Origin of the sequence: Actinomadura sp. KC345, assembly GCF_004348515.1 — a bacterium.
Lineage (GTDB): Bacteria > Actinomycetota > Actinomycetes > Streptosporangiales > Streptosporangiaceae > Spirillospora.
The window spans coordinates 1-22,725 of the sequence record NZ_SMKH01000114.1; the positions used below are offsets into that span (position 1 = coordinate 1).

The window sequence follows — 22,725 nt, forward strand, 5'->3', positions numbered from 1 at the left end:
GGCGGGAGGCGGAGTCGACGGCCGGGCCTCCTCGACGAGCGTGTGGACGTCCGGGGGCAGCCAGTGGGGCTCGTCCGCGGGAGCGGCCAGGGCGTCCAGGAGGTGCCGGGGCGACGGCCGGTCGGCCGGATCCTTGGCCAGGCAGCCGGCCACCAGGCCGCGCAACTCGGGATCGAGGCCGGAGAGTTCGGGTTCCTGGTTGACGATCCGGAACGCCAGCGCCTCGGCGGGCCCGTCGCCGAAGGGCTTGGTCCCGGACGCGTGGGCCAGGACCATCCCGAGGGCGAACACGTCCCCGGCCGCGCTCGGCGGTTGACCGCCGGTCAGTATCTCGGGCGCCATGAATCCGGGCGTCCCGGCCCGCTGGGTGACGCCGGAGGCGTCGGCCGCGCGGGCGATCCCGAAGTCGATGACCCGCGGCCCGTCCTCGGCGAGCAGGATGTTGGACGGCTTGAGGTCGCGGTGCACCATCCCGGCGTCGTGGATGGCCTCCAGCGCCTCGGCCAGCCCCGCGCGCCCAGTGCCCGCACCGTGGGCGGGGGAAGCATCCCCCGCTCGGCGAGGACGTGCGCCAGCGAGGGCCCGGGAACGTACCCGGTGACCATCCACGGCGGATCGGCGTCGGCGTCCGCGTCGACCACCGGCGCGGTGTGGACCCCGGCGACCCGCCGGTTGGCCTCCACTTCGCGCCTGAAGCGGCTCCTGAACTCCGGGTCCGCGGCATAGGCGGGGTGGATCACCTTCACCGCGACGGGACGCCCGCCCGGCGAACGACCGTAGAACACCTCGCCCATCCCGCCCGCGCCGAGCCGGGCGGAGAGAACGCATCGACCGACCCTTGTCGGATCCGTGGAACGCAACGGCTGCATCGACACCAATCCGCGGCAGAGGATCTGGACCAATACTCGGTCAGATCATCTCAGGAAACCGCCGCATCCGCCCGGTACACGGCCATCCGGCCGCACGGGCAAGCGCCGGGTGCTTCCGCCGCCGAGCGGGAGCCGAGCGTGTTCGCCCTCCCGGGAGGAGGGCGAACACGCGGGGGTGTCACATGTTGATCATGTGGCCGGAGAGGCCGTGGACGGCCTCCTTCATCGCCTCGCCCAGGGTGGGGTGGGCGTGGACGTTGCGGGCGACCTCGTTCACGGTCAGGTCCCACTGCTGGGCCAGGGTGAGTTCGGGGAGGAGTTCGGTGACCTCCGGGCCGATCATGTGGGCGCCCAGGATCTCGCCGTACTTGGCGTCGCTGATCACCTTGACGAAGCCGTCGCCCTCGCCCATGCCGAGGGCCTTGCCGTTGGCGCTGTAGGGGAACTTGGCGGTCTTGACGTCGAAGCCCTGCTCCTTCGCCTGCGCCTCCGTCCAGCCGAAGCTCGCGACCTGCGGCTGGCAGTAGGTGGCGCGGGGGATCATGATGTATTCGAGTTCCATCGTCTCGGCGTCCGCGATGGTCTCGGCGGCGACGATGCCCATCGCCTCGGCGGCGTGGGCGAGCATCAGCTTGGCGGTGACGTCGCCGATGGCGTAGATGTGCGGGACGGACGTGCGGCAGCGGCCGTCCACGTCGATGGCGCCGCGCTCGGTGAGCTGGACGCCGGTCTTCTCCAGGCCGTAGCCCTCGACGTTGGGCTGGAAGCCGATCGCCTGGAGCACCTTGTCGGCCTCGATGACCTGCTGGGCGCCGTCCTTGCCGGTGACCGTGACCTTCACCTTGGCGCCGGAGTCGTCGATCGCGTCCACGCGGGTGGAGGTCAGCACGTCCACGCCGAGCTTGCGGTACCGCTTGGCCAGCTCCTTGGACACGTCGGCGTCCTCGTTCGGGACCATCCGGTCGAGGAACTCGACGATCGTGACCTTCACCCCGTAGTTGTGCAGGATGTAGGCGAACTCGACGCCGATCGCGCCCGCGCCCGCGATGACGATGCTCTCGGGCAGCTCGGAGCTGAGGATCTGCTCCTCGTAGGTGACGACGCGCTCGGAGAGGGAGGTGCCCGGCAGCAGCTTGGTGTGCGCGCCGGACGCGATGATGCAGTTGCCGAACGTGACCGTCTCGCTGGAGCCGTCCGACCGGGTGACCTGCAGGGTGTTCGGGTCGGTGAAGGCGCCCCGCCCCTCGTAGGACGTGATCTTGTTCTTCTTCATCAGGAACTGGACGCCCTTGACGAGCTTGTCCGATACCTGGCGGCTGCGCTGGTGGGCGACGCCGTAGTCGAACGAGACCCGCCCCTCGACGTTGATGCCGAAGGTCTTCTGCTCCTGGGTGAAGATGTGCGCCAGTTCGGCGTTGCGCAGCAGCGCCTTCGAGGGGATGCAGCCGACGTTGAGGCAGACGCCGCCCCAGTACCTCTCCTCGATGATCGCCGTCTTCAGCCCGAGCTGTGCCGACCGGATCGCGGCGACATATCCACCCGGGCCCGCGCCCAGGACCACGACGTCAAAGTGTTCGCTCATATCCAAGGACGATATTCGCCGCCGGGTACTGCTCGCATCCCGGCGCGGGCCTCTGGGGCGGGACGCCTCCCGCAGGGCGCCTCCCGCGAGGCGGATGACACGTCCTGTTAGTGTTTGAGGAACCTCCCGTCGGTGAGTGATCCCGGGAGGCGGGGCGGCGCGGGAACCGCGCGGGCCCCTCTTGCCCCGGCCCGCGGTGCCCGGTGGAGACCCTGGAACAGCGATGGAACATCGTGCCCCGACCTGATCGTTGATCCCGTCCTGAGCCGAGTGGAGGAGAAGAGGAGTGCGGATTCCGAAGCGCGTCAACACCGTCCTCGACTGGATGGAGCAGCACTATCTCGCGCTCGGGGTGGTCGTCGCGCTGGTCGTGGTCGCGCTGGTCGCGATGCTCGCTCCGTCCTCGGTGGGCCTGCCCCTGGCCGCCTTCCTCCTGGGGGCCGCGGCAGGGGGTTTCACCGTGCACGTGCGGTCGAGCCGCCGCGTGGCCCGCGCCCGCGCCGAGTCGGACAACCTGCTGCGCGAGAACGGCGCGCTGCGGCACCGCAACACCGTCCTCGCCAGCGGCGTGATCACCCGGGAGGCGCAGGAGACCCAGGCCCTCGTCTCCATCCCGGAGGACGACCTGCTCGACCACGGGGACGGGGAGGCGCAGGGCACCGTCACCCTCGACGAACTGCTCGACGGCGATCCGCAGACCACGGACGAGCTGCCCGACGAGGTCGGCGAGGCCGAGGAGGAGACGCGCGACGGCGCCGGCTCCGAGGGCCGGGCCGAGGAGCCCCGCGACGACGATCCGCAGCGCACCACCGTCCTCACCGAGCTGCCGGACGGCCTCTTCGGCGAGGACGACGAGGACACGGCGAAGAACTCCCGGCGAGCGTGAACGCCCCCTTCCGCTAAGTGATCGCAAGCCGCTGAACGGAGTTATCTTCACCGATCTTCGGGCAGATCGAGCCCGTGGGAACGCCGACGAACGCAGACCCCGGGGACGGCCCGGGACGGGCCGGAGACGGTTCCGGCGTGGACCTGTCGAAGCGGGAGAGCGATCCCCAGGCCGTCCGCAAGGCCGTCATCGCCTCCGCGATAGGGAACTGCATCGAGTGGTTCGACTTCGGGGTGTTCAGCGCCGGGGTCATGACGATGATCATCGGCAGCGTGTTCTTCCCGGGCGGCGAGGACGGGGCGACGCTGCGCTCGTTCGCGCTGATCGCGGCGGCCTTCCTCGCCCGCCCGTTCGGCGGGCTGTTCTTCGGGCCGATGGGCGACAAGCTCGGCCGCAAGCGGGTGCTGGCCACCACGATCCTGCTGATGTCCGGCTCCACGTTCATGATCGGGGTCCTGCCCGGCTACGACGAGATCGGGATGCTCGCGCCGCTGGCGCTGCTCGCCGTCCGGCTCGTGCAGGGCTTCTCCACGGGCGGCGAGTACGGCGGCGCCGCCACGATGATCGCCGAGTACGCGCCCACGAAGCGGCGCGGGTTCTTCGGCAGCTTCCTGGAACTCGGCACGCTGTCCGGCTACATCATGGGGTCGGGCCTGGTCCTGACCATGGACCTGCTGCTCAGCGACGAGACGATGCACGGCTGGGGCTGGCGCATCCCGTTCCTGATCGCGCTGCCGCTCGGCCTCGTCGGCCTCTACGTCCGGACGCGCATCGAGGACACCCCGACGTTCCAGCACATGGAGGCGGAGGGCAAGAAGTCCCAGTCGCCGCTGAAGGACACCCTGGCGCACTACTGGCGCGTCATCCTGATGCTGATGGGGATCGTGTTCCTGCTGAACGTGGCGGACTACACGCTGCTGACGTTCATGCCGTCCTACCTCGTCGACTACCTGGACATGGACGCCGAGACCTCGCAGTTCATCACCATCGGGGTGCAGGCCGCGATGATCACGGTGATCGTCCCGCTGGGCGCGCTGTCGGACCGGATCGGCCGCAAGCCGCTGCTGGTCACGGCGGCGGTCGGCTACGTCCTGCTCGCGTGGCCGGCGTTCGCGCTCATGCAGACCGACCACCCGCTCGGCGTGGCGGGCGGCTACGCGATCATCGGCGGCCTGCTGGTGCTGATCCTCGCGGTGATCGCGGCGACGTTCCCGGCGATGTTCCCGACCAGGGTCCGGTACGGCGCGTTCGCGATCGGCTACAACATCTCGACGTCGCTGTTCGGCGGGACGGCGGCCGTGCTGATCGGCTCGCTGATCGACGTGACGGGGTCGAACTACATCCCGGCCTTCTACATCATGCTGGCCGCGCTGGTGGCGCTGGTCCCGATCCTCAAGCTCCGGGAGACGGCCGGGGTGCCGATCGAGGTGGCCGGGGAGAAGCAGGCCCCGGAACCGGCGGGCTCCGGGGCCGGGTAGCGGCGGCGAGACGCCTCAGCGGCCGGCGAAGTACCGGCGGGACCATGCCGCCAGCGACGCCGCGATCACCAGTGCGGTGACGGTCTCGATCACCAGTGCTGTCCAGACTGCGGTCACTGGAGCCTCCCTCCGGGTTCGCCGGACCCGTCCTGAACCAGGTCCGATGCTCGCTCGTCGTAACACCAGGATGCGGTCAACCTTTCCTCGACCCCGCCCCAACAACGGGTGATTTCCCCCACGTGCGGGGCGCTGACCTGCACGTAAACCTCTACCGAAGGTAAAGGCCCCTGGTCGTCGCCGGGGGAGGGGTCGGCTTGCGGGACGGGCGTCGCTCCCCGCCCGCGCGAACTCTGCCGGCCGTCACGGACCGGTGCGACTTGTGTGGCCCCGCGGTCAACGGGAGGTGAGGGTCATGGCTGGTTGCGGTCAAGCGATTACCGTCTGTAGCTTCGCTCGTGGTCGAACACGGCCGCTCCCTGACAGACCCGCGACGAATCGGTGGTGCAGACGTGACCGAACAGCAGGAACAGAGCGAACAGCGGCAGTTGAGCCTCGGCACCGCGGCGGCACGGAACCTCGCGACGACGACCAAGTCCGTCCCCCAGATGCAGGGCATCACCTCGCGATGGCTGCTGAAGCTGCTGCCCTGGGTCCAGGCGGCCGGCGGCGCGTACCGCGTCAACCGGCGGCTCACCTACACGCTCGGCGACGGGCGGGTGACGTTCGTGACCACCGGCGCCGACGTGCGCGTCATCCCGCGCGAGCTGGGAGAGCTGCCGCCGCTGCGCGGCTACGACGACGACCTCACGCTGGACGCCATCGCGGGGCGGTTCACCCAGCAGGAGTACGAGCCCGGCGACGTCGTCGTCGAGCGGGGCCGTCCCGTCGACCGCGTCATCCTCGTCGCGCACGGCAAGCTCAGCAGGATCGGCGCCGGCGAGTACGGCGCCGAGGCCGTGCTCGGGACGCTCGCCGACGGCGACTTCTTCGGCGAGCGGGCCCTGCTCGGCACCGAGGAGGGCGAGGATCCGCAGGAGTGGGAGTACACGGTCAAGGCCGTGACCGCCTGCACGATCCTCAGCATGAGCGAGACCGACTTCCAGGAGACGCTCGGCCAGTCCGCGTCCCTGCAGGCGCACCTCGACGCGTACCGGACCAGCCCCGAGGAGTCGCGCAACGAGCACGGCGAGGCGGCGATCGAGGTCGCCGCCGGGCACGCCGGCGAGCACCTCCTACCGGGCACGTTCGTCGACTACGAGGGCTCCCCGCGCGAGTACGAGCTGAGCGTCGCGCAGACCGTGCTGCGCGTCCACACCCGCGTCGCCGACCTCTACAACGAGCCGATGGACCAGGTGGAGCAGCAGCTCCGGCTGACCATCGAGGCGCTGCGCGAGCGCCAGGAGAACGAGCTGATCAACAACCGGGAGTTCGGGCTGCTGCACAACGCCGACCTGTCGCAGCGCATCCACACGCGCGGCGGCCCGCCCACCCCCGACGACATGGACGACCTGCTCACCCTCGTCTGGAAGGACCCCGCGTTCTTCCTCGCCCACCCCAAGGCGATCGCCGCGTTCGGCCGCGAGTGCAGCGCCCGCGGCGTCTACCCCGACAGCGTCGACGTCGGCGGCAACAAGGTCCCCGCCTGGCGCGGCGTGCCGATCTTCCCGTGCAACAAGATCCCGCTCAGCAGGACGAAGACCAGCTCGATCCTCCTGATGCGCACCGGCGAGGAGTCGCAGGGCGTCATCGGGCTCCACCAGGTCGGGCTGCCGGACGAGTACCAGCCGGGCCTGTCCGTCCGGTACATGGGCATCGACGAGAAGGCGCTCATCTCCTACCTGGTCAGCGCCTACTACTCGGCCGCCGTCCTCGTCCCCGACGCGCTCGGGATGCTGGAGTCCGTCGAGATCGCCCACGGCGGTGCCGGCGCGTGACGCGGCAGGAGACGGCGAGTGCGCGGGCCCTCGGGACACGGGCGGCCCGCAACCTCGCGACTACGACCAAGTCCGTCCCGCAGATGCGGGGCATCACCCCCCGGTGGCTGCTCCGGCGGCTGCCGTGGGTGCGGGCGGACGCCGGCACGTACCGGGTGAACCGCCGGCTCGCCTACCGGCTCGGCGACGGGCTGGTGACGTTCGTCAACACCGGCGCCGAGGTGCGGGTGATCCCGCCGGAGCTGGCCGAGCTGCCGCCGCTGCGGGGGCTGTCCGGCGCGGGCTCCGGCGGGGGTTCCGCGCCGGGTGTCCTGGACGTCCTCGCCGGACGGTTCGAGCAGCGCGAGTACGACCCCGGCGAGACCATCGCGGAGGCGGGCCGCCCGCTGGACGCCGTCCACCTGATCGCGCACGGCAAGGTGGCCGAGATCCGGCCGGGCGAGTACGGCACCGTCGCCGAGACCGCCATCCTCGGCGACGGCGGGTTCTTCGGCGACCGGGCGCTCCTCGGGACGGACGAGGAATGGCCGTACACGTTCCGCACCCTCACCCCGACCACCGTCCTGACGCTCTCCCGGGAGGCGATCGACGAGCTGACCGGCCGGTACGATGCCCTGCGCACCCATCTGGAGGAGTACCGGGACGCCCCCGTCCCGCCGCAGACCAGGCACGGTGAGGCGGAGATCGAGGTGGCGTCCGGGCACGACGGCGAACCCTCGCTGCCCGGCACGTTCGCCGACTACGAGGCATCGCCCCGCGAGTACGAGCTGAGCGTCGCCCAGACGCTCCTGCGCGTCCACTCCCGCGTCGCCGACATCTACAACGGGCCGATGAACCAGGTCGAGCAGCAGCTCAGGCTCACCGTCGAGGCGCTGCGCGAGCGCCAGGAGCACGAACTGATCAACAACCGGGATTTCGGGCTGCTGCACAACGCCGACCTGCGGCAGCGCGTCCAGACCCGCGGCGGCCCGCCCACCCCCGCCGACCTGGACGAGCTGCTGGCGCGGCGCCGCAAGTCGCGGATGTTCCTCGCCCACCCGAGAGCGATCGCCGCGTTCGGCCGCGAATGCACCCGCCGCGGCGTGTACCCGGGCGGTGTGGAGATCGACGGCCATCGCGTCCAAGCATGGCGCGGCGTCCCGATCTACCCCTGCGACAAGATCCCGGTCAGCCCGTCCGGAACCACCTCGATCCTCGTGCTGCGGACCGGCGAGGACGACCAGGGCGTCATCGGCCTGCACCGGACCGGGATGCCGGGCGAGGTCCGTCCGGGCCTGTCGGTCCGGTTCACCGGAATCGACGAGCGGGCGATCATGACCTACCTGGTCAGCGCCTACTTCTCGGCCGCCGTACTGGTCCCGGACGCCCTCGGCGTCCTGGAGAACGTGGAGATCGCCCGCTAGATGAGAGAGGGGACGACATGCCCGTCTGGGGAGACGACCCGGCGGTGCTGAGCTGCGGCCACCGCCCGGAGCCGGGAGAACCCCGGCCGGGCGGTGCCCGCGCCGCCCGTGCCCGTCCCGGGGGCGACCGTGAGAGCGCCCGCCCCGACCGCGCCCGCCCGGCGGCCGAGGTCCTCGGCTGGAGCCGCCGCCTGCTCGACCCCGCTCTCCGGGACGCGGTCGAGAGCCTGCCGGGTCCGGCGCGCGACATCGCCGCGTTCCACTTCGGCTGGCGCGACGAGCGGGGCGGGCCGGCCGGCGGCGCGGGCGGCAAGGCGATCCGTCCCGCGATGACGCTGCTGGCGGCCGAGGCGGTCGGCGGGACGGCCGCCGCCGCGCTGCCCGCCGCCGTCGCGGTCGAGCTGGCGCACAACTTCTCGCTGCTGCACGACGACGTGATGGACGGCGACCTCACCCGCAGGCACCGCCCGACCGCCTGGACCGTCTTCGGCGCCAACGCCGCGATCCTGACCGGGGACGCCCTGCTGGCCGCCGCCTTCGAGACGCTGGCGGACGAGCCGTCCCCGGTGGTCGCCCGCGCCGTCCGGACCCTCGGCCGGGCCGTTCTCGACCTGGTCGCCGGGCAGAGCGCCGACCTCGCCTTCGAGGAGCGCGCCGACGTGACGCTCGACGAGTGCCTGACGATGGCGGGCCGCAAGACCGGCGCGCTGCTGGGCGCCGCCTGCGCGCTGGGCGCCGCCTCCGGAGGCGGGACCACCGCCCAGGGCGAGAGCCTCCGCGCCTTCGGCGGCCGGCTCGGCCTGGCGTTCCAGCTCGTGGACGACCTGCTGGGCATCTGGGGCGACCCGGAGGTCACCGGCAAGCCCGTCCATTCCGACCTGCACAGCCGCAAGAAGTCGCTGCCGGTCGTCGCCGCGCTCACCTCCGGCACCCGCGCCGGTGACGAACTCGCCGCGCTCTACCTGCGCGACGAACCCCTGCGCGCCGCCGACGCGTCCCGCGCCGCCGGCCTCATCGACGCCGCGGGCGGCCGCGCCTGGGCCGCCACCCATGCCGCCACCCTCCTGACCGAGGCCGTCACCGCCCTGGACGCCGCGGCCCCGCATCCCGCCACCGCCACCGAGCTGCGCGCCCTCGCCCACCTCATCACCCACCGGAACCACTGACGAGGCGGCCTGCCGCTCGACAGTATGTTCGAGTATGGTGGTGGCTCGTGCAGACTCGTGAGCATGTGCCGTTCGTGTGCCCCGCCGGGCACCGGCTGGACGGAGGGCGGGTCATCGTCGGCTGGTCGCCCTGCGTCTGCCCGCCCTGCGACGCGCGGGGGCGCGGCCTGCGCGGGCACCGGACCTACCTGTGCCTCGACTGCAAGGACGAGCACGTCACGACCAAGTGCTACCTGCCGTACCACGTCCCGGCCGGGGACGCCGCCTACCGATGGCCCTAGCGTCCGCGTTCCCGGGCCACCTGCTCGCGGACGGCCGGCGCGACCTCCTCGGCGAACCGTTTGATCTGGGTCTCCTGATCGCCCTCCGCCCAGAGGACGAACGTGTCCATCCCGGAGCCGACGGCGAGGTCGGTGAGCTCGTCCGTCCACTGGGACGGCGGGCCGTGCAGGAAGCCCTCCGACGCGCCGTCGGTGATCGTGCCGCCGACGTTGTAGAGGCGGCGGACGTCCGCCGGGTCGCGTCCGGCGCCGGCGGCGGCCTCGTCGATGCGGGCGTGCAGGCCGGGCAGGCGCTCGGGGGCGGCCCAGGCCGAGGACGGGAGCCAGCCGTCGGCCGAACGCCCCGTCAGCGCGAGGCCGCGCGGGCCGCCGACGCCGAGCCACAGCTCCATGCGGTGCGCCGGGACGGGCCCGGCCTTGGCGCCCTTGAGCCGGTAGTGGTCGCCGTCGAAACGCAGGTTCCGCTCGCCGCTCCACACCTTCCGGATGACGGACACGGCCTCCTCCAGGGCGCCGGCGGCCTCCGGGCGGCTCCGGGCCGGACCGCCGAACGCCTCGATCGCCTCGGAGAAGCCGCCCGCGCCGAGGCCCAGCTCGGCGCGGCCGCCGCTCAGCACGTCCAGGCTCGCGGCGGCCTTGGCCAGCACCGCCGGGGGACGCAGCGGCAGGTTCGCGACGTCGGGGAACACGCGCACCCGCTCGGTGACGGCCGCGATCATGCTCAGCAGCGTCCAGGTGTCGACGTATCGGCGCTGGTACGGGTGGTCCTGCACGCCGATCAGGTCGAGTCCCGCGCGGTCGGCGGCGCGTGCCGTCTCCAGAAGGGGATCGCCGGTGTTCGGGACGAGGAAGTATCCGAATTCGAGTGGCCTGCCGTAGTCGCCCATGCCCCGAGAACCTCGGGCCGTGCGGCCTTGTTCCCCCCCGGGAGAGCGCCTGCCGCGGGCGTGCATGCCCTCCGCTGTAGGCTTCGCCGAGATGTACAGGACACGGGCACGGCTGTCGGATGGCCGCGAGATCGTCTACTACGACGAGGCGCCGGGCCGTGTGCCCGTCCCCGACCCGCGCGGGCTCCCGCCGGTCGAGCCCGTCTGCGAGGTGCGCCGAGACCCGCTCACCGGCGACCACGTCACGATCACCGCGCACCGCAACGCGCGGACGTTCCTGCCGCCCGCCGACCAGTGCCCGCTGTGTCCGGGCGGGCCGGCCTCGGAGGTCCCGGACCCGTCGTACGACGTCGCGGTGTTCGAGAACCGGTTCCCGTCGTTCGACGCCCGCACCCCGCCGGTCCCGCCCATGATCGACGGCGTGGAACGGGCCCGCGGGGACGGGCGCTGCGAGGTCGTGTGCTTCACCGACGACCACGCCGCGTCGATGGCGAACCTGCCCGTCTCCCGCGTCCGCACCGTCGTCGACGCGTGGGCGGACCGCACCGCCGAGCTCTCCGCGATACCCGGCGTCCGGCAGGTCTTCGTGTTCGAGAACCGGGGCGTCGAGATCGGCGTGACCCTGCACCACCCGCACGGGCAGATCTACGCGTACCCGTTCGTCACGCCGCGCACCGCGCGCATGCTCGCCCAGGCGGCGGGGCGCGACCTCTTCGGCGACGTCCTGCGGGCCGAACGCGCGGGCGGGCGCGTCGTCGTCTCCGGCGAGCACTGGACGGCCTACGTGCCCGCCGCGGCCCGCTGGCCGGTCGAAGTGCACCTCATGCCGCACCGCCACGTCCCCGACCTCGCCGCCCTGGACGCCGTGGAGCGCGACGAGCTGGCCGCCCTCTACGGCGACCTGCTCCGCCGCTTCGACGACCTCTACGGCGCCCCGCTCCCGTACGTCGCCGGCTGGCACCAGGCTCCGGCGGGCGAGGGGCGCGACCTCGTCCGCCTGCATCTGGAGCTGTTCTCCGTCCGCCGCGCCCCCGACAAGATCAAGTACCTGGCGGGCTCGGAGTCGGGCATGGCCGCCTGGATCAACGACGTCCCCCCGGAGGACATCGCCGCCCGCCTCCGCGCCGTCACCCGCCGCACGGTGCCGGGTCCCTGACAGCGGCGCGGGCCGAGGTTCCGTCACACCCCGGCCGAGTTTCCGCGACTCCGTGGAACGATCTCAGCCGGGTGGCCTACTCTCCCTCGCATGCCGGAAAGCGTGTCGGCGATCCTGCTGGCGCAGGGATCGTTCGACGGCGTCGCCGCCACCGCCGAAGGGCCGCCGCTGGCCTTCACCACCCAGGCCATGGCCGGCGTGGACGTCGGCCAGACCTGGGACGTGACGGCGGGCGTCCTCATCGGCCCGCCGATCGTCGGCGTCCCCGCCGAACGCGCCGAGTGGGCCTTCGGCGTCCCCGCCGGTTCCCCGATCGTGGCCTGGACGCACCGCGACCGGGTCCATGTCCTCGACCTGGGGACGGGCCGCGAGCTGTCTCTGGACGGGCAGCCCGAACTCCTCGGTCTGGCCGTCCACTCCGGCCGCGCCGCCGTCGTCACCGTCTCCGGCCCCGCGAGCGACGCCGAGGTCGCCGTCTGGGACGCCCGCACCGGCGACCGCCTGACCGAGTTCACCCTGTGGCTCGGCCACCGGACCGCCATCGACCGCTGGCTCCTGCACGCCACCCCCGCGACCGGCTCCCTCATCGGCCTGCCCGGCGACTCCGGGCTCAGCCTCCTGGACGTGGAACGCGGCGAGGAGATCACCGCCTTCCCGCCCGCCTACGCGGTATTGGCCCCCACCCCGGACGGGCTGGTCCTCGTCCAGCCGGCGTCGTCGGCCCTGAGCGTCCACGGCATCGACGGCGAACGGCTCGCCGAGCTGTCGGCACCGCCCTGCGACCAGCTCGCGGCGAACCTCGCCGGCGGCCGCCTCCTCGTCGCCGCCGTCGTGCGGGACGACCCGTCCACCGTCCTGGCCTGGGACGCCGCGAACCCCGCCCCGTCCCACCGCGTCAAGATCCCGGCCTCCGTCAACGACCTGGCCCTGGCCCCGGACGGAACCCTCCTGGCGGCCACCGACGAGGGCCTCTACGAGACCGACCTGTCCCGGTAGCCGCCTTCGACGGCGGCCATGACGTACTCGGCATGGGGGCGGAGCCGGGGGCGGAGATCGTCCCAGTGCTCCTCGTGGTCGCCGAGGTAGATCGAGCGGGCTCTGGCGAGAACGGGACGGTGCTCGTCCGGCAGGCGGGCGAGCGCCCAGTCCGCGGCGGCGTCCTTGGAGCGGATCTCGCCGGTCGCGAGCGTCGACCAGATGCGGGCCAGGGTCAGGACGACGTTGCGGGTGTCCGTGTCGAGGTCGCTCAGGAGTTCCGGGACGCCCGCGGTCATGGCCCTGGCGAGATCGCCGCGCGGCACCGGATCGAGGACGTCCGCGGGCGGCGGCCCGAGCAGCGGCCGGTCGGCGAGCAGGACCATGGTGATCAGCGGCGCCAGGTCGGCGTCCGGTGCCGGAGGCGGCACCTCCCCGCGCTCGAACTCGTCGCGGAGCCATTCGCCGTACTGGAACTCGCGCTCCGGCGGGTAGCGCCACGGCCGCACGGCCGACCGCACGACGACGCTCAGCTCGACCGGACGCAGGCCGTCCCGGGCCGGGTAGCGTGACACCGCGAGCAGCCCGTCACCCAGAATCCGCCGTTCGCCGCCGGTCATCGGGCGGTCCGCCACGACGAACACGTCCAGGTCGCTGTGCGGCCGCAGCCCGCCGAGGGCCGCCGAGCCGTGCAGGTACGCGCCCACGGCGTCGGAGCCGAGGACGTCGCCGACCAGCCTGAGAACGGCCTCGGTCTGCACCTCCGCCGATATCCCCGTCATCGCCACGGAACGCTACCAGTGCGCCCCATCTGGAAGCGCTTTCTCATGTACGGTGAGGAGCGCCACGCGCGGGTCGGCGTCGAAGGAGCGGTCGGTGACGGGAACGGCGCACGGACAGCGGTCCTACGTGACCTTGCAGGACGTCGCGCGGGAGGCCGGGGTGTCGCTCGCCACCGCGTCCCGCGCCCTCAACGGCACCGCGCAGGTCCGCGCCGACCTGCGCGACAGCGTCCTCGCGGCCGCCGCCCACCTCGACTACACCCCGAACGCGCACGCGCGGGCGCTCGCCAGCGCGTCCAGCATGTCCATCGGGGTGATCTGCCACGACGTCGGCGACCCCTACTTCGCCGCCATCGCCCAGGGCGTGATGCGCACGGCCGCCGAGCACGGCATGCTCGTGATGCTCGCCAGCACGTTCCGCGACCGTGCGCGCGAGGTCGAGTACGTGGCGATGCTGCGCGCCCAGCGCGCCCGCGCGATCCTGCTCATCGGCTCCGGCTTCGAGGACCGCGACTGGGAACGCGCGATGGCCGCCGAACTCGGCCCCTACCAGCGCACCGGCGGCCGCGTCGCCGTCCTCAGCCGCCACCGCGGCTTCGACGTCGACGCCGTGCTGCCGCAGAACCGGGAGGGCGCCGCCGCGCTCGCCCGCGCCCTGCTCGACCAGGGCCACCGCGACTTCGGCGTGCTGACCGGCCCGCGCGCCATCACCACCGTCTCCGACCGCCTCGACGGGTTCCTCGGCGCCCTCGCCGGCGCCGGCGTCCGCGTCCCCTCCGAGCACATCGTCGAGGCGGCCTTCACCCGCGACGGCGGCTACGAGGCCGCGACCGGGCTGCTGGGCCGGGCCACCCGTCCCGCCTGCGTGTTCGCGGTCACCGACGTGATGGCCGTGGGCGCGCTCGCCGCGTTCCGCGACAACGGCGTGTCCGTGCCGGACGACATCGCGCTCGCCGGCTTCGACGACATCCCCATCGTCCGCGACCTCACCCCGCCGCTCACCACCGTCGCGCTCCCTCTCGAGGCGATGGGCGAACGCGTCATGGGCCTGGTGCTCCGCGAGGCCGCCGGCCGCCGCGTCGAGCACATCCCCGGCGAGGTCGTGCTGCGCGCCAGCACGGCTCCGCCCCGCTGACCTGCGGCGCGCCCGCCGTCCCTCCGTCCAGGACGCCGCCGGGCGCGCCGCCCCCCACACGAAGAACCCGCCCGGAGATCCGGGCGGGTCCTCATCTATGAGCGCTCAGCGCGCGGCGAGTTCAGCGTCCCGTCGCCTCGGACTCCGCGCGACGCTCGGAGTCCGATTCCGCCGGCCGCCGCTCGGGCCACGCGACGATCTTGGTGCGACGAGGATTCGCCAGAGGGTTGCTCATCGTTTCCGTTGTCCTCCTGTTCGGGCCGGCCGAAGCAAATGTTCCCCACGACCCACCCACTTCCGCAAAATGGTCTAGACCGCAACGTTCCCCGCGACACTTCGACGGCCTGACGGAAGCGCATTACGTCCGAGGTAATCGATCCAGACCACCCGGCAATGGGACGGTCGGCGGCATGGAACGCGCGATGGAAATGGCGGCGAGCGGCCGCATCGTCTGGGGAACGCTGGCCCTGGCCGCACCGGGCCTCAACATGAAGCTCGCGGGCATGGGCCACAGGGAGACGCCCGAGCTCAGATACATGATCCGAATCTTCGGCAGCAGGGCCGTGGCGCTCGGCGTCGGCTACCTCCTGAGCGATCCGGCCGCCCGCCGCCGCTGGCGCCGCCTCTGCCTGCTCGTGGACGCCTGCGACACGGCCGCCGGCCTGGTCCACCTGGCCCGGGGCGACGTCCCCCGTCCTGCCGCGGCGGCCCTGGTGGCGATAACCGGCACCTACGCGGCGCTCGACACCCTGGCCACAAGAACGGAGCCCTCGGCCTAGCCCATCGCGGGAAGTCGACGACTACCTGAGGCGGCGCTCCCTCCCCGGCATCGGCCATTCGCCCATGCTTGAGGATCCGCCTCGCACCGCCGCCATCCTCCTTTCCTTCACCGCGGCCGAGGCGGGCGGTCAGCGGGCTGAGCGGGTGAAGAGGTAGAAGGCCGAGGTGCCGAGGCCGGTGGGTCTGGGGACGCGGGGGAGCGCGTCGCGTTCGTCGTAGCGGTCGGTTTCGCGGTGCCATTTGAGGATGCCGGCCAGCCAGTCGCGGAGTTCGTCGATGTAGGCCGCCAGGGCGGTGCGGGCGGTGTCGTCCAGGTCCAGTTCGTCCGCGAGGGCCGGGACTTCCTGGGTGGCCAGGTACTCGAACTGGCGGCGGCGGGAGGTGATGAGGTCGTTCACGATCGGCAGCGCCTCGTCGCGGCCGCAGCCGAAGAAGTTCTCGATGGCCAGGACGCCGTTGTTGAGTTCGCCCTCGTACTCGATCTCCTTCTGGTAGGAGAAGCAGTCGTTCAGGAGGCAGGCGACGTCCATCGCGGAGACGTCGATCTCCCGGAGGGTGCGGGTCTGGAAGACGTGCGGGGGGATCTCGTGGGAGTGCTCGATCCGGGAGAGGCTCATCGTCATCTCCGAGCCGAACGTGTGGCGGCGCATCTCCAGGTAGTCGACGGGGTCGGGGATGCGCGACTGGAGGTGGTTGTTCAGCTCCCAGAGCCAGCTTTCGACCATGTGCTCCACGGCGGCGCGGAACTCGCGGCGGCCGCGGTCGTCCATGGGCAGGGCGGTGCGGTGCCAGACGTCGGCCAGGGCGGCTTCAAAGGGATTCTCGGGGGCGGGGGTGGTGCCGCAGTCCAGCGGCATGAACTCCGGGGCGCGGGCGTTGAAGAGCTTCGCGCCGGCCATGTCCCGGTCGCGGTTGAAGACGGCGGGGAAATAGTCGTCGCCGTAGGTGCCGCAGGCGAGCCACTGGGTCGCGAGGTCGAGGGCTTCGGGGTCGGCGTCCGGGTCGAGGGACGCGGCGCAGATCTCCAGGCCCATGCCCGTGAGGGTCTCGGCCGTCCAGACCGGGACGGGCAGGCGGGGCTGCGGGGAGAACATGCCCATCTCGCGGGCCCAGGCGACGACGTTGCGGCCCGCCCGCTCGCGGTGCGGGTTGACGCGGGGCGGGTACGGGATGTCGAACTCCGGCAGCGGCGTCGGCCCCACCCTCTGGAACGGGACGTGCGGGACGCTGATCCGGGCCGATCTCAGCAGGGCGGGGATCCGGGCGGCGGACATGCCGATCGACTTCTTGTTCATGTAGCGGCTGGAGCGCATGTGCCATTCGTGGCCGCCGGACTGCCAGTCCTGGAGGGCCTTCACGTAGGCGGCCACGCTCGCCCTTTCGGCGGGGTCCAGGGCGTGGTCCTCGAATACCTGCGGCAGTTCGGTGAGGGCCGTGTTCTCGAACTGGCGGAGCCGCGAGGTCAGCAGGTCGTTGACGGTGTCGGCGGCGACCTGGGGCGCGACGGCCAGGAAATGCTCCATCACCAGGACCGAGTTGTTCACCTCGCCCTCCGACTCGGTCTCGCGCTGGTAGGAGAAGATGTCGTTCCGCAGATGCACGCCGTCCGCGAAGGTGTCCTTGAGGACGCGCAGCGGGCGGGTGCCGACGACGCGCTCGGGGATCTCGACCCCGGCGGCGTGTTCGGCCAGATCGGCCGACCACGGGGCGCCGCCGACCTTGCGCCGCATCTCGATGTACTCGACCGGGTTGGGGATGCGTCCGGTGCTGATGTTGGACAGTTCCCACAGCGACTCGCGCAGCAGGTTGTCGGTGCTCTCGGAGAAGCGCGCCCGCCAGGCGTCCGACCGGGACGGGACGGTCCGCGCCCACAGATCGGCGAGGCCCCGCTCGACGGCGTTCACGGGTTCGGGCGGGTCGAGCGACATGAACAGCGGCAGCCGGTCGAGGTAGGTCCGCGCGCCCGGCTGGTCCTGCGGCTTCTTGAACACCTCCAGGAAATGGTCGTCGAAGTAGAACACCCAGACGTACCAGTCGGTGATGAGGTCGAGTTCAGGCCCGTCGCAGTCGGGGTGGGTGTAGGCGCACAGGAGCGCGTAGTCCATCGCCTCCAGCGCCTGCTCGTCCCAGATGTCGGGGGTGCCGGGATCGCGGTCGTCGTCCAGCATCTTCATCTCGCGGGCCCACGCCATCGTGTGCGTCCGCGCCCTCGGCAGATGCGGGTTCAGCCGGGCGGGGTACGGGACGTAGAAGTCGGGCAGCTCGAACGGTTGCATCGACCGGCCTCTCTGTCGGTTGTCCGGCTCTGTCGGGTCCGGTCCGCAACCTACAGCACTCGCAAAGTTACCGACGGTGACATCTTGCTCTCCTGGTTCCTTCGCATCGCCGGGGGTAAGCCGGGGTCATGACGGAGTCGCGTGAACCCGCCGAGGTCGACGACCCGCTGGAGCAGAACCTCGCGCTCGCCCGGCGGGTGGTCGACGCCGCGCATCAGGAGATGCTGGACAAGGCGCGGCAGCGCATCCCGGCGCTGCGGCTGGGCGCCGTCGCCGGAGCCTTCGGCGTTCTCGCGACGGCCGCGACGTACCGGGCGAACGTGCTGCTGCTGGAGAAGAAGCTGCCGCCGGAGATCGCGTCGTTCGTCGCCGCCGCCGTGTACGGGGGCGGGGCGGGGGCCGCGGCGGTGGCCGCGTCCCGCAAGTGGAAGGGGCTCCCGTCGCCGCTGCCGACCGACACGGCCCGGCAGGTCGTCGAGATCCTCTCCAACCCGGACGACTCCGGCGACGACTGAGCCCGAGGGGCCGCCCGCCCGTCCGACTCACTTCGGAGATCCGGGGTAGGGGCGGGGCATGTACACAGATGCCACCCCGGTCAGCGCCGAGATCACCCTTGTCGTGAACGGGACGGAGCACCGGCTCAGCGTCGACACTCGCGCTTCCCTGCTGGACGTCCTGCGCGAGGATCTGGGGCTGACGGGCTCGAAGAAGGGCTGCGACCACGGGCAGTGCGGCGCGTGCACCATCCTCCTCGACGGCCGCCGCGCGAACGGGTGCCTCGCGCTGGCCGTCGCCCATGACGGAGCCGAGATCGTCACCGTCGAAGGGCTGGCGCGGGACGGGCGGCTCAGCCCCGTCCAGGAGGCGTTCATCGAGAAGGACGCCTTCCAGTGCGGATACTGCACTCCCGGTCAGCTCTGCTCCGCGACGGCGGTGCTGGACGAAGCCGCGCAAGGCTGGCCCAGCGCGGTGACCGAGGACCTCGGCGCCGATCCCGTCCTGGACGACGACGAGATACGTGAACGGATGAGCGGCAACCTATGCCGGTGCGGTGCCTACACGGGCATCGTCGCCGCGCTGAGGGAGGCGTCCGAGACGGAAGAGGCACGGAAGGGGGCGGAAGCATGAGGCCCTTCGCGTATGAGCGCGCCACGAGCGCGGACGACGCACTGGCCCGCCACGACGGCGAGACCCTCTACCTCGGCGGCGGAACCAACCTGGTGGACCTGATGCGGCTCGGCGTCGAAGAGCCGGCCAAGGTGGTGGACGTCGCGCACCTCCCGTATGACCGGATCCAGCTGAACCCGGACGGCGGGCTCCTCATCGGCGCGGCCGTGAGCAACAGCGCCCTGGCCGCGGACCGGACGGTGCGTGAGGGCCATCCCATGCTGGCGCAGGCCGTTCTGGCGGGCGCGTCCGGACAGATCCGCAACCTGGCGACCGTTGGCGGCAACCTCCTGCAACGCACGCGCTGTTCCTACTTCCAGGACGCCGCCAAGCCGTGCAACAAGCGACGTCCAGGAAGCGGGTGCCCCGCGCGGGAGGGCGAGCACCACAACCTGGCGATCATCGGCCATTCGGAGTCGTGCGTGGCGACGCACCCGTCCGACATGGCGGTCGCCTTGGCGGCCCTTGATGCCTCGGTCCGGGTCCAAGGCCGCGACGGCGAGAAGACCATCCCCATGGACGAGTTCCACCGCCTGCCCGACAACGAGCCAGAACGCGACACCAACCTCGATCCAGGGGACCTTGTCACTGCGGTCGAGGTTCCGGCGCTCGGCATGCCGTCCCGCTACCGGAAGGTCAGGGAACGCGCCTCGTTCGCCTTCGCGCTGGTCTCGGTGGCGGCTGCGCTGGACACCGACGGAGACGAGATCCGGGACGTCAGGCTCGCGCTGGGCGGCGTCGCCCACAAGCCGTGGCGGGCTCACCGGGCCGAGGAGGCGCTGCGCGGGGCGACCGCGACGCGGGAGTCGTTCCTGCGTGCGGCCGAGGCCGAACTGGAGGCCGCCGAGCCGTTGCGCGACAACGCCTACAAGGTGCCGCTGGCGCGCAACCTGATCGTACGGACGCTGTCGGAGCTGTGGGAGGGCACGTCATGACCGAACGGCTGGAGAGCCGCGCGAAGGTCACGGGGGAGGCGCGCTACGCGTTCGAGTACCCCGTCGAGAACGTCGCCTATGCGGCCGCGGTGCAGGCGAGCATCGGACGTGGCGAGGTCACGTCCGTCGACACCGAGGCGGCGCTGCGGCTGCCCGGCGTGCTCGCCGTCCTGTCTTGCGACGACGCCCCTCGACTGGATGGCGACGCAGAGGGCGAACTGGCCCTGTTCCAGTCCCGGACGGTCTCCTACCGTGGCCAGTTCATCGCCGCCGTGGTCGGCGAGACGCTTGAGACCGCCCGGGAGGCGGCCCGCCTCGTCCAGGTCGAGTACGCCTCAGAGTCACCTGACGTACGGCTGCGCGCCGACGCCCCGGGGCGCTACCGGCCCGACACGGTGAATCCCGTCTTCCCCTCGGACACCGAGCAAGGCGAACCGGACGCGGGGTTCGGCGACTCGGCCGTGCGCGTGGACGTCACCTACACGACCCCCGCCGAGCACAACAACCCGATGGAGCCGCACACCACCCTCGCGGACTGGGGCGAGGACGGAACCCTCACGCTCTACGACTCGACCCAGGGCTCATCGACCGTCCAATCCACGATCGCCCGCGTCTTCGGTCTCGACAAGACGCGGGTGCGGGTCGTGGCGCCGCACGTCGGCGGCGGGTTCGGCTCCAAGGGGATGCCCAAGCCGAACGTCGTCCTGGCGGCCATGGCGTCACGCGCGGCGGGACGTCCCGTCAAGTTCGCCGTGCCGCGCCAGCAGATGTTCGCGACGACCGGCTACCGGACACCGACGATCCAGCGGCTCAGGCTCGGCGCGGATGCCGAAGGGCATCTGAACGCGATCCTTCACGACGTGGTCGAGCAGACGTCCACCGTCCAGGAGTTCGCCGAGCAGACGGCGACGCCCACCCGGGTCATGTACCGGGCGCCCAACCGCCGCACGTCACACCGCCTGGTCCGTCTGGACGTCCCCACACCGTCGTGGATGCGCGCCCCGGGCGAGACCCCCGGCATGTACGCGCTCGAATCGGCCATGGACGAACTCGCCGCCGCCACCGGCATCGACCCCATCGAGCTGCGCATCCGCAACGACACCGACCGGGACCCGGAAAGCGGCCTGCCGTTCAGCTCCCGCAACCTCGTCGCGTGCCTCCGGGAGGGCGCCGACCGCTTCGGCTGGGCCGGGCGCGCCCCCTCGCCCGGCGCCCGCTGGGAGGGGCGCAAGCGCATCGGCATGGGCGTCGCCGGGAGCACCTATCCCGCCTACATGTCCCCGAACCGGGCGACCGCCCGCGCCGAACCAGACGGGACGTTCACCGTCCGGATCGCCGCCGCCGACATCGGCACCGGCGCCCGCACCGCCCTCGCCCTGATCGCCGCCGAGACGCTCAAGGCGGACCTCGGCCACGTGACGGTCGAGATCGGCGACAGCTCGTTCCCCAAGGCGACCGTCGCGGGCGGGTCGTCCGGAACCGCGAGCTGGGGGACGGCCGTGGTCCGCGCGTGCGAGGCGTTGCGGGGGAAGATGAACGGCGCGGTTGCCGGGGGGCGTGGGGGGTCGTCCCCCCACACGGAGAACGGCGAGGTGCCGCCCGAGGGGCTCGAAGCGTCCGCGGACACCAGCGAGGAGCTGAAGGCGCGGGACGAGTACGCCCGGCACGCGTTCGGCGCGCAGTTCGCCGAGGTCGAGGTGGACGCCGACACCGGCGAGGTCCGCGTCCGCCGCATGCTCGGCGTCTTCGCGGCGGGGCGCATCATCAACCCCATGGCCGCCCGCTCCCAGTTCATCGGGGGCATGACGATGGGGATCGGGATGGCGCTGCTGGAGGAGAGCGTCATGGACGAGGAGTTCGGCGACTTCCTCAACCGCGACCTCGCCCAGTACCACGTCCCGGCCTGCGCCGACGTCCGCGACATCGACGCGACGTGGCTGGAGGAGTCCGACCCGCACCTGAACCCGATGGGCTCCAAGGGCATCGGCGAGATCGGCATCGTCGGCGCCGCCGCGGCCGTCGGGAACGCCGTCCACCACGCGACCGGCATCCGCGTCCGCGACCTTCCCATCACCCCGGCCAAGCTCCTCCACGACCTGTAGGCGCGGGCCTGACTGATTGAAAAGTTCACTATCAAGGTGATCAGCGTCACGGAGACGGGTATCGATCACGTGCTCGGGGGGTGCTCCCAACCCGCGAGGTGATCTCGTGTACCAGCAGGTCCTGGATCCCGTCGCCGACTCGCTCGGCTGGAGTTCCCTGGTCGCGGCGCTGCCGCTGGCCGTACTGTTCGTTCTGCTCGGCGGCCTGCGCATGCGCGCCTGGCTCGCCTCCCTGATCGCGCTCGCCGTCTCCCTCGCCGTCGCGATCTGGGCCTACGGGATGCCCGCCGACCAGGCGTTCCTGGCCGGCACCGAGGGCGCGGCGTTCGGCTTCTATCCGATCCTGTGGATCGTCATCAACGCGCTGTGGGTCTACAACATCACGGTCACGACCGGCCACTTCGACGTGCTGCGCCGCACGTTCGCGCAGGTCAGCGACGACAAGCGGCTCCAGGCCGTGCTGATCGCCTTCTCGTTCGGGGCGCTGCTGGAGGCCCTGGCCGGATTCGGCACGCCGGTCGCGGTCACCTCCGTCATGCTGATCGCGCTCGGCTTCCAGCCGCTCAAGGCCGCCGTCCTCGCGCTCACCGCCAACACCGCCCCGGTCGCGTTCGGCGCGATGGCGACGCCGATCCTCACGCTCGGCAAGGTCACCGGCGAGTCCAGCGACACGCTCGGCGCCATGGTCGGGCGGCAGACCCCGATCCTCGCGCTGTTCGTCCCGCTCGTCCTCGTCGCGATCGTGGACGGGAAGCGCGGCTTCCGCGAGACCTGGCCCGTCGCGCTGCTGTGCGGCGCCGCCTTCGGCCTCACCCAGTACGTCACCGCGAACTTCGTCTCGGTGCCGCTCGCCGACGTCACGGCGTCGCTGGCCTCGGCCGCCGCCGTCGTGCTCGTCGTGCGGATGCGCCGTCCGGAGGCCCCCGCCCGT

20 protein-coding genes are annotated in these 22,725 nt (G+C 72.0%); 15 read left to right on the plus strand and 5 right to left on the minus strand.

Going from position 1 to position 22,725, the window contains the following annotated elements; translation table 11 throughout:
- On the minus strand, positions 1-828 hold an 828-nt coding region (locus tag E1281_RS42625; RefSeq protein ID WP_279433631.1), incomplete at its 3' end, for a serine/threonine-protein kinase.
- 219 nt (positions 829-1,047) lie between these two features.
- The gene (gene lpdA / locus E1281_RS19875; protein ID WP_131880339.1) at positions 1,048-2,451 is read right to left on the minus strand and encodes a dihydrolipoyl dehydrogenase; all 1,404 of its coding nucleotides are present in this window, start codon (positions 2,449-2,451) and stop codon (positions 1,048-1,050) included.
- A 286-nt stretch (positions 2,452-2,737) separates the two neighbouring features.
- On the opposite strand from lpdA, the gene E1281_RS19880 reads away from it, so the two are divergent.
- From E1281_RS19880 to E1281_RS19905, 6 genes are all read left to right on the plus strand, one after another.
- On the plus strand, positions 2,738-3,337 hold the full coding sequence (locus tag E1281_RS19880) for a hypothetical protein (RefSeq protein ID WP_131880341.1): 600 nt from the start codon (positions 2,738-2,740) through the stop codon (positions 3,335-3,337).
- 137 nt (positions 3,338-3,474) lie between these two features.
- Positions 3,475-4,815 carry an MFS transporter gene (locus E1281_RS19885; RefSeq protein ID WP_131880343.1) on the plus strand — a complete coding sequence of 447 codons (1,341 nt, stop codon included), beginning with the start codon at positions 3,475-3,477 and terminating at the stop codon, positions 4,813-4,815.
- Positions 4,816-5,324: 509 nt separating this feature from the next.
- Positions 5,325-6,749 (plus strand): family 2B encapsulin nanocompartment shell protein, encoded by a 1,425-nt coding sequence (locus tag E1281_RS19890; protein WP_243717145.1) that lies wholly within the window; start codon positions 5,325-5,327, stop codon positions 6,747-6,749.
- Complete coding sequence (locus E1281_RS19895) at positions 6,746-8,152, plus strand: family 2B encapsulin nanocompartment shell protein (protein ID WP_243717146.1); 1,407 nt, start codon at positions 6,746-6,748, stop codon at positions 8,150-8,152. The genes E1281_RS19890 and E1281_RS19895 overlap by 4 nt, the downstream gene beginning before the upstream one ends.
- 17 nt (positions 8,153-8,169) lie before the next feature.
- Positions 8,170-9,318: a family 2 encapsulin nanocompartment cargo protein polyprenyl transferase gene (locus E1281_RS19900; RefSeq protein WP_131880345.1), complete on the plus strand. Its 1,149-nt coding sequence runs from the start codon at positions 8,170-8,172 to the stop codon at positions 9,316-9,318.
- 47 nt (positions 9,319-9,365) lie between these two features.
- Entirely contained in the window at positions 9,366-9,599 is a 234-nt protein-coding gene (locus E1281_RS19905; RefSeq protein ID WP_131880347.1) for a hypothetical protein, read from the plus strand.
- On the opposite strand, the gene E1281_RS19910 is transcribed toward E1281_RS19905, so the two are convergent.
- Positions 9,596-10,486: an LLM class flavin-dependent oxidoreductase gene (locus tag E1281_RS19910; RefSeq protein ID WP_131880349.1), complete on the minus strand. Its 891-nt coding sequence runs from the start codon at positions 10,484-10,486 to the stop codon at positions 9,596-9,598. The two genes, E1281_RS19905 and E1281_RS19910, sit on opposite strands and share 4 nt — an antisense overlap.
- A 91-nt stretch (positions 10,487-10,577) precedes the next feature.
- Between E1281_RS19910 and galT the strand changes: the two genes are divergently transcribed.
- Both galT and E1281_RS19920 read left to right on the plus strand, forming a co-directional pair.
- Positions 10,578-11,642 carry a galactose-1-phosphate uridylyltransferase gene (galT, locus tag E1281_RS19915; protein ID WP_131880351.1) on the plus strand — a complete coding sequence of 355 codons (1,065 nt, stop codon included), beginning with the start codon at positions 10,578-10,580 and terminating at the stop codon, positions 11,640-11,642.
- Positions 11,643-11,732: 90 nt separating this feature from the next.
- Entirely contained in the window at positions 11,733-12,638 is a 906-nt protein-coding gene (locus E1281_RS19920) for a hypothetical protein (RefSeq protein WP_131880353.1), read from the plus strand.
- On the opposite strand, the gene E1281_RS19925 is transcribed toward E1281_RS19920, so the two are convergent.
- Positions 12,614-13,399, minus strand: coding sequence for an aminoglycoside adenylyltransferase family protein (locus tag E1281_RS19925; protein ID WP_131880355.1), 786 nt, complete (start codon positions 13,397-13,399; stop codon positions 12,614-12,616). The two genes, E1281_RS19920 and E1281_RS19925, sit on opposite strands and share 25 nt — an antisense overlap.
- Before the next feature lie 94 nt (positions 13,400-13,493).
- On the opposite strand from E1281_RS19925, the gene E1281_RS19930 reads away from it, so the two are divergent.
- Both E1281_RS19930 and E1281_RS19935 read left to right on the plus strand, forming a co-directional pair.
- Complete coding sequence (locus E1281_RS19930) at positions 13,494-14,534, plus strand: LacI family DNA-binding transcriptional regulator (protein WP_207943375.1); 1,041 nt, start codon at positions 13,494-13,496, stop codon at positions 14,532-14,534.
- A 410-nt stretch (positions 14,535-14,944) separates the two neighbouring features.
- A complete protein-coding gene (locus tag E1281_RS19935; RefSeq protein WP_131880357.1) occupies positions 14,945-15,313 on the plus strand; it encodes a hypothetical protein in 369 nt (122 codons plus the stop codon).
- 129 nt (positions 15,314-15,442) lie between these two features.
- Here E1281_RS19935 and E1281_RS19945 read toward each other — a convergent pair whose 3' ends face one another.
- Positions 15,443-17,590 carry a germacradienol/geosmin synthase gene (locus E1281_RS19945; protein WP_131880359.1) on the minus strand — a complete coding sequence of 716 codons (2,148 nt, stop codon included), beginning with the start codon at positions 17,588-17,590 and terminating at the stop codon, positions 15,443-15,445.
- Positions 17,591-17,718: 128 nt separating this feature from the next.
- On the opposite strand from E1281_RS19945, the gene E1281_RS19950 reads away from it, so the two are divergent.
- The 5 genes from E1281_RS19950 to E1281_RS19970 form a co-directional block, all read left to right on the plus strand.
- On the plus strand, positions 17,719-18,105 hold the full coding sequence (locus E1281_RS19950) for a phage holin family protein (RefSeq protein ID WP_131880361.1): 387 nt from the start codon (positions 17,719-17,721) through the stop codon (positions 18,103-18,105).
- A 58-nt stretch (positions 18,106-18,163) separates the two neighbouring features.
- Complete coding sequence (locus E1281_RS19955) at positions 18,164-18,718, plus strand: 2Fe-2S iron-sulfur cluster-binding protein (RefSeq protein WP_131880363.1); 555 nt, start codon at positions 18,164-18,166, stop codon at positions 18,716-18,718.
- Complete coding sequence (locus tag E1281_RS19960) at positions 18,715-19,692, plus strand: xanthine dehydrogenase family protein subunit M (protein ID WP_131880365.1); 978 nt, start codon at positions 18,715-18,717, stop codon at positions 19,690-19,692. The genes E1281_RS19955 and E1281_RS19960 overlap by 4 nt, the downstream gene beginning before the upstream one ends.
- Positions 19,689-21,794 (plus strand): xanthine dehydrogenase family protein molybdopterin-binding subunit, encoded by a 2,106-nt coding sequence (locus E1281_RS19965; RefSeq protein WP_131880367.1) that lies wholly within the window; start codon positions 19,689-19,691, stop codon positions 21,792-21,794. The genes E1281_RS19960 and E1281_RS19965 overlap by 4 nt, the downstream gene beginning before the upstream one ends.
- A gap of 106 nt (positions 21,795-21,900) precedes the next feature.
- Positions 21,901-22,725: L-lactate permease (locus E1281_RS19970; protein ID WP_131880369.1), on the plus strand; the 825-nt coding region annotated here is incomplete at its 3' end.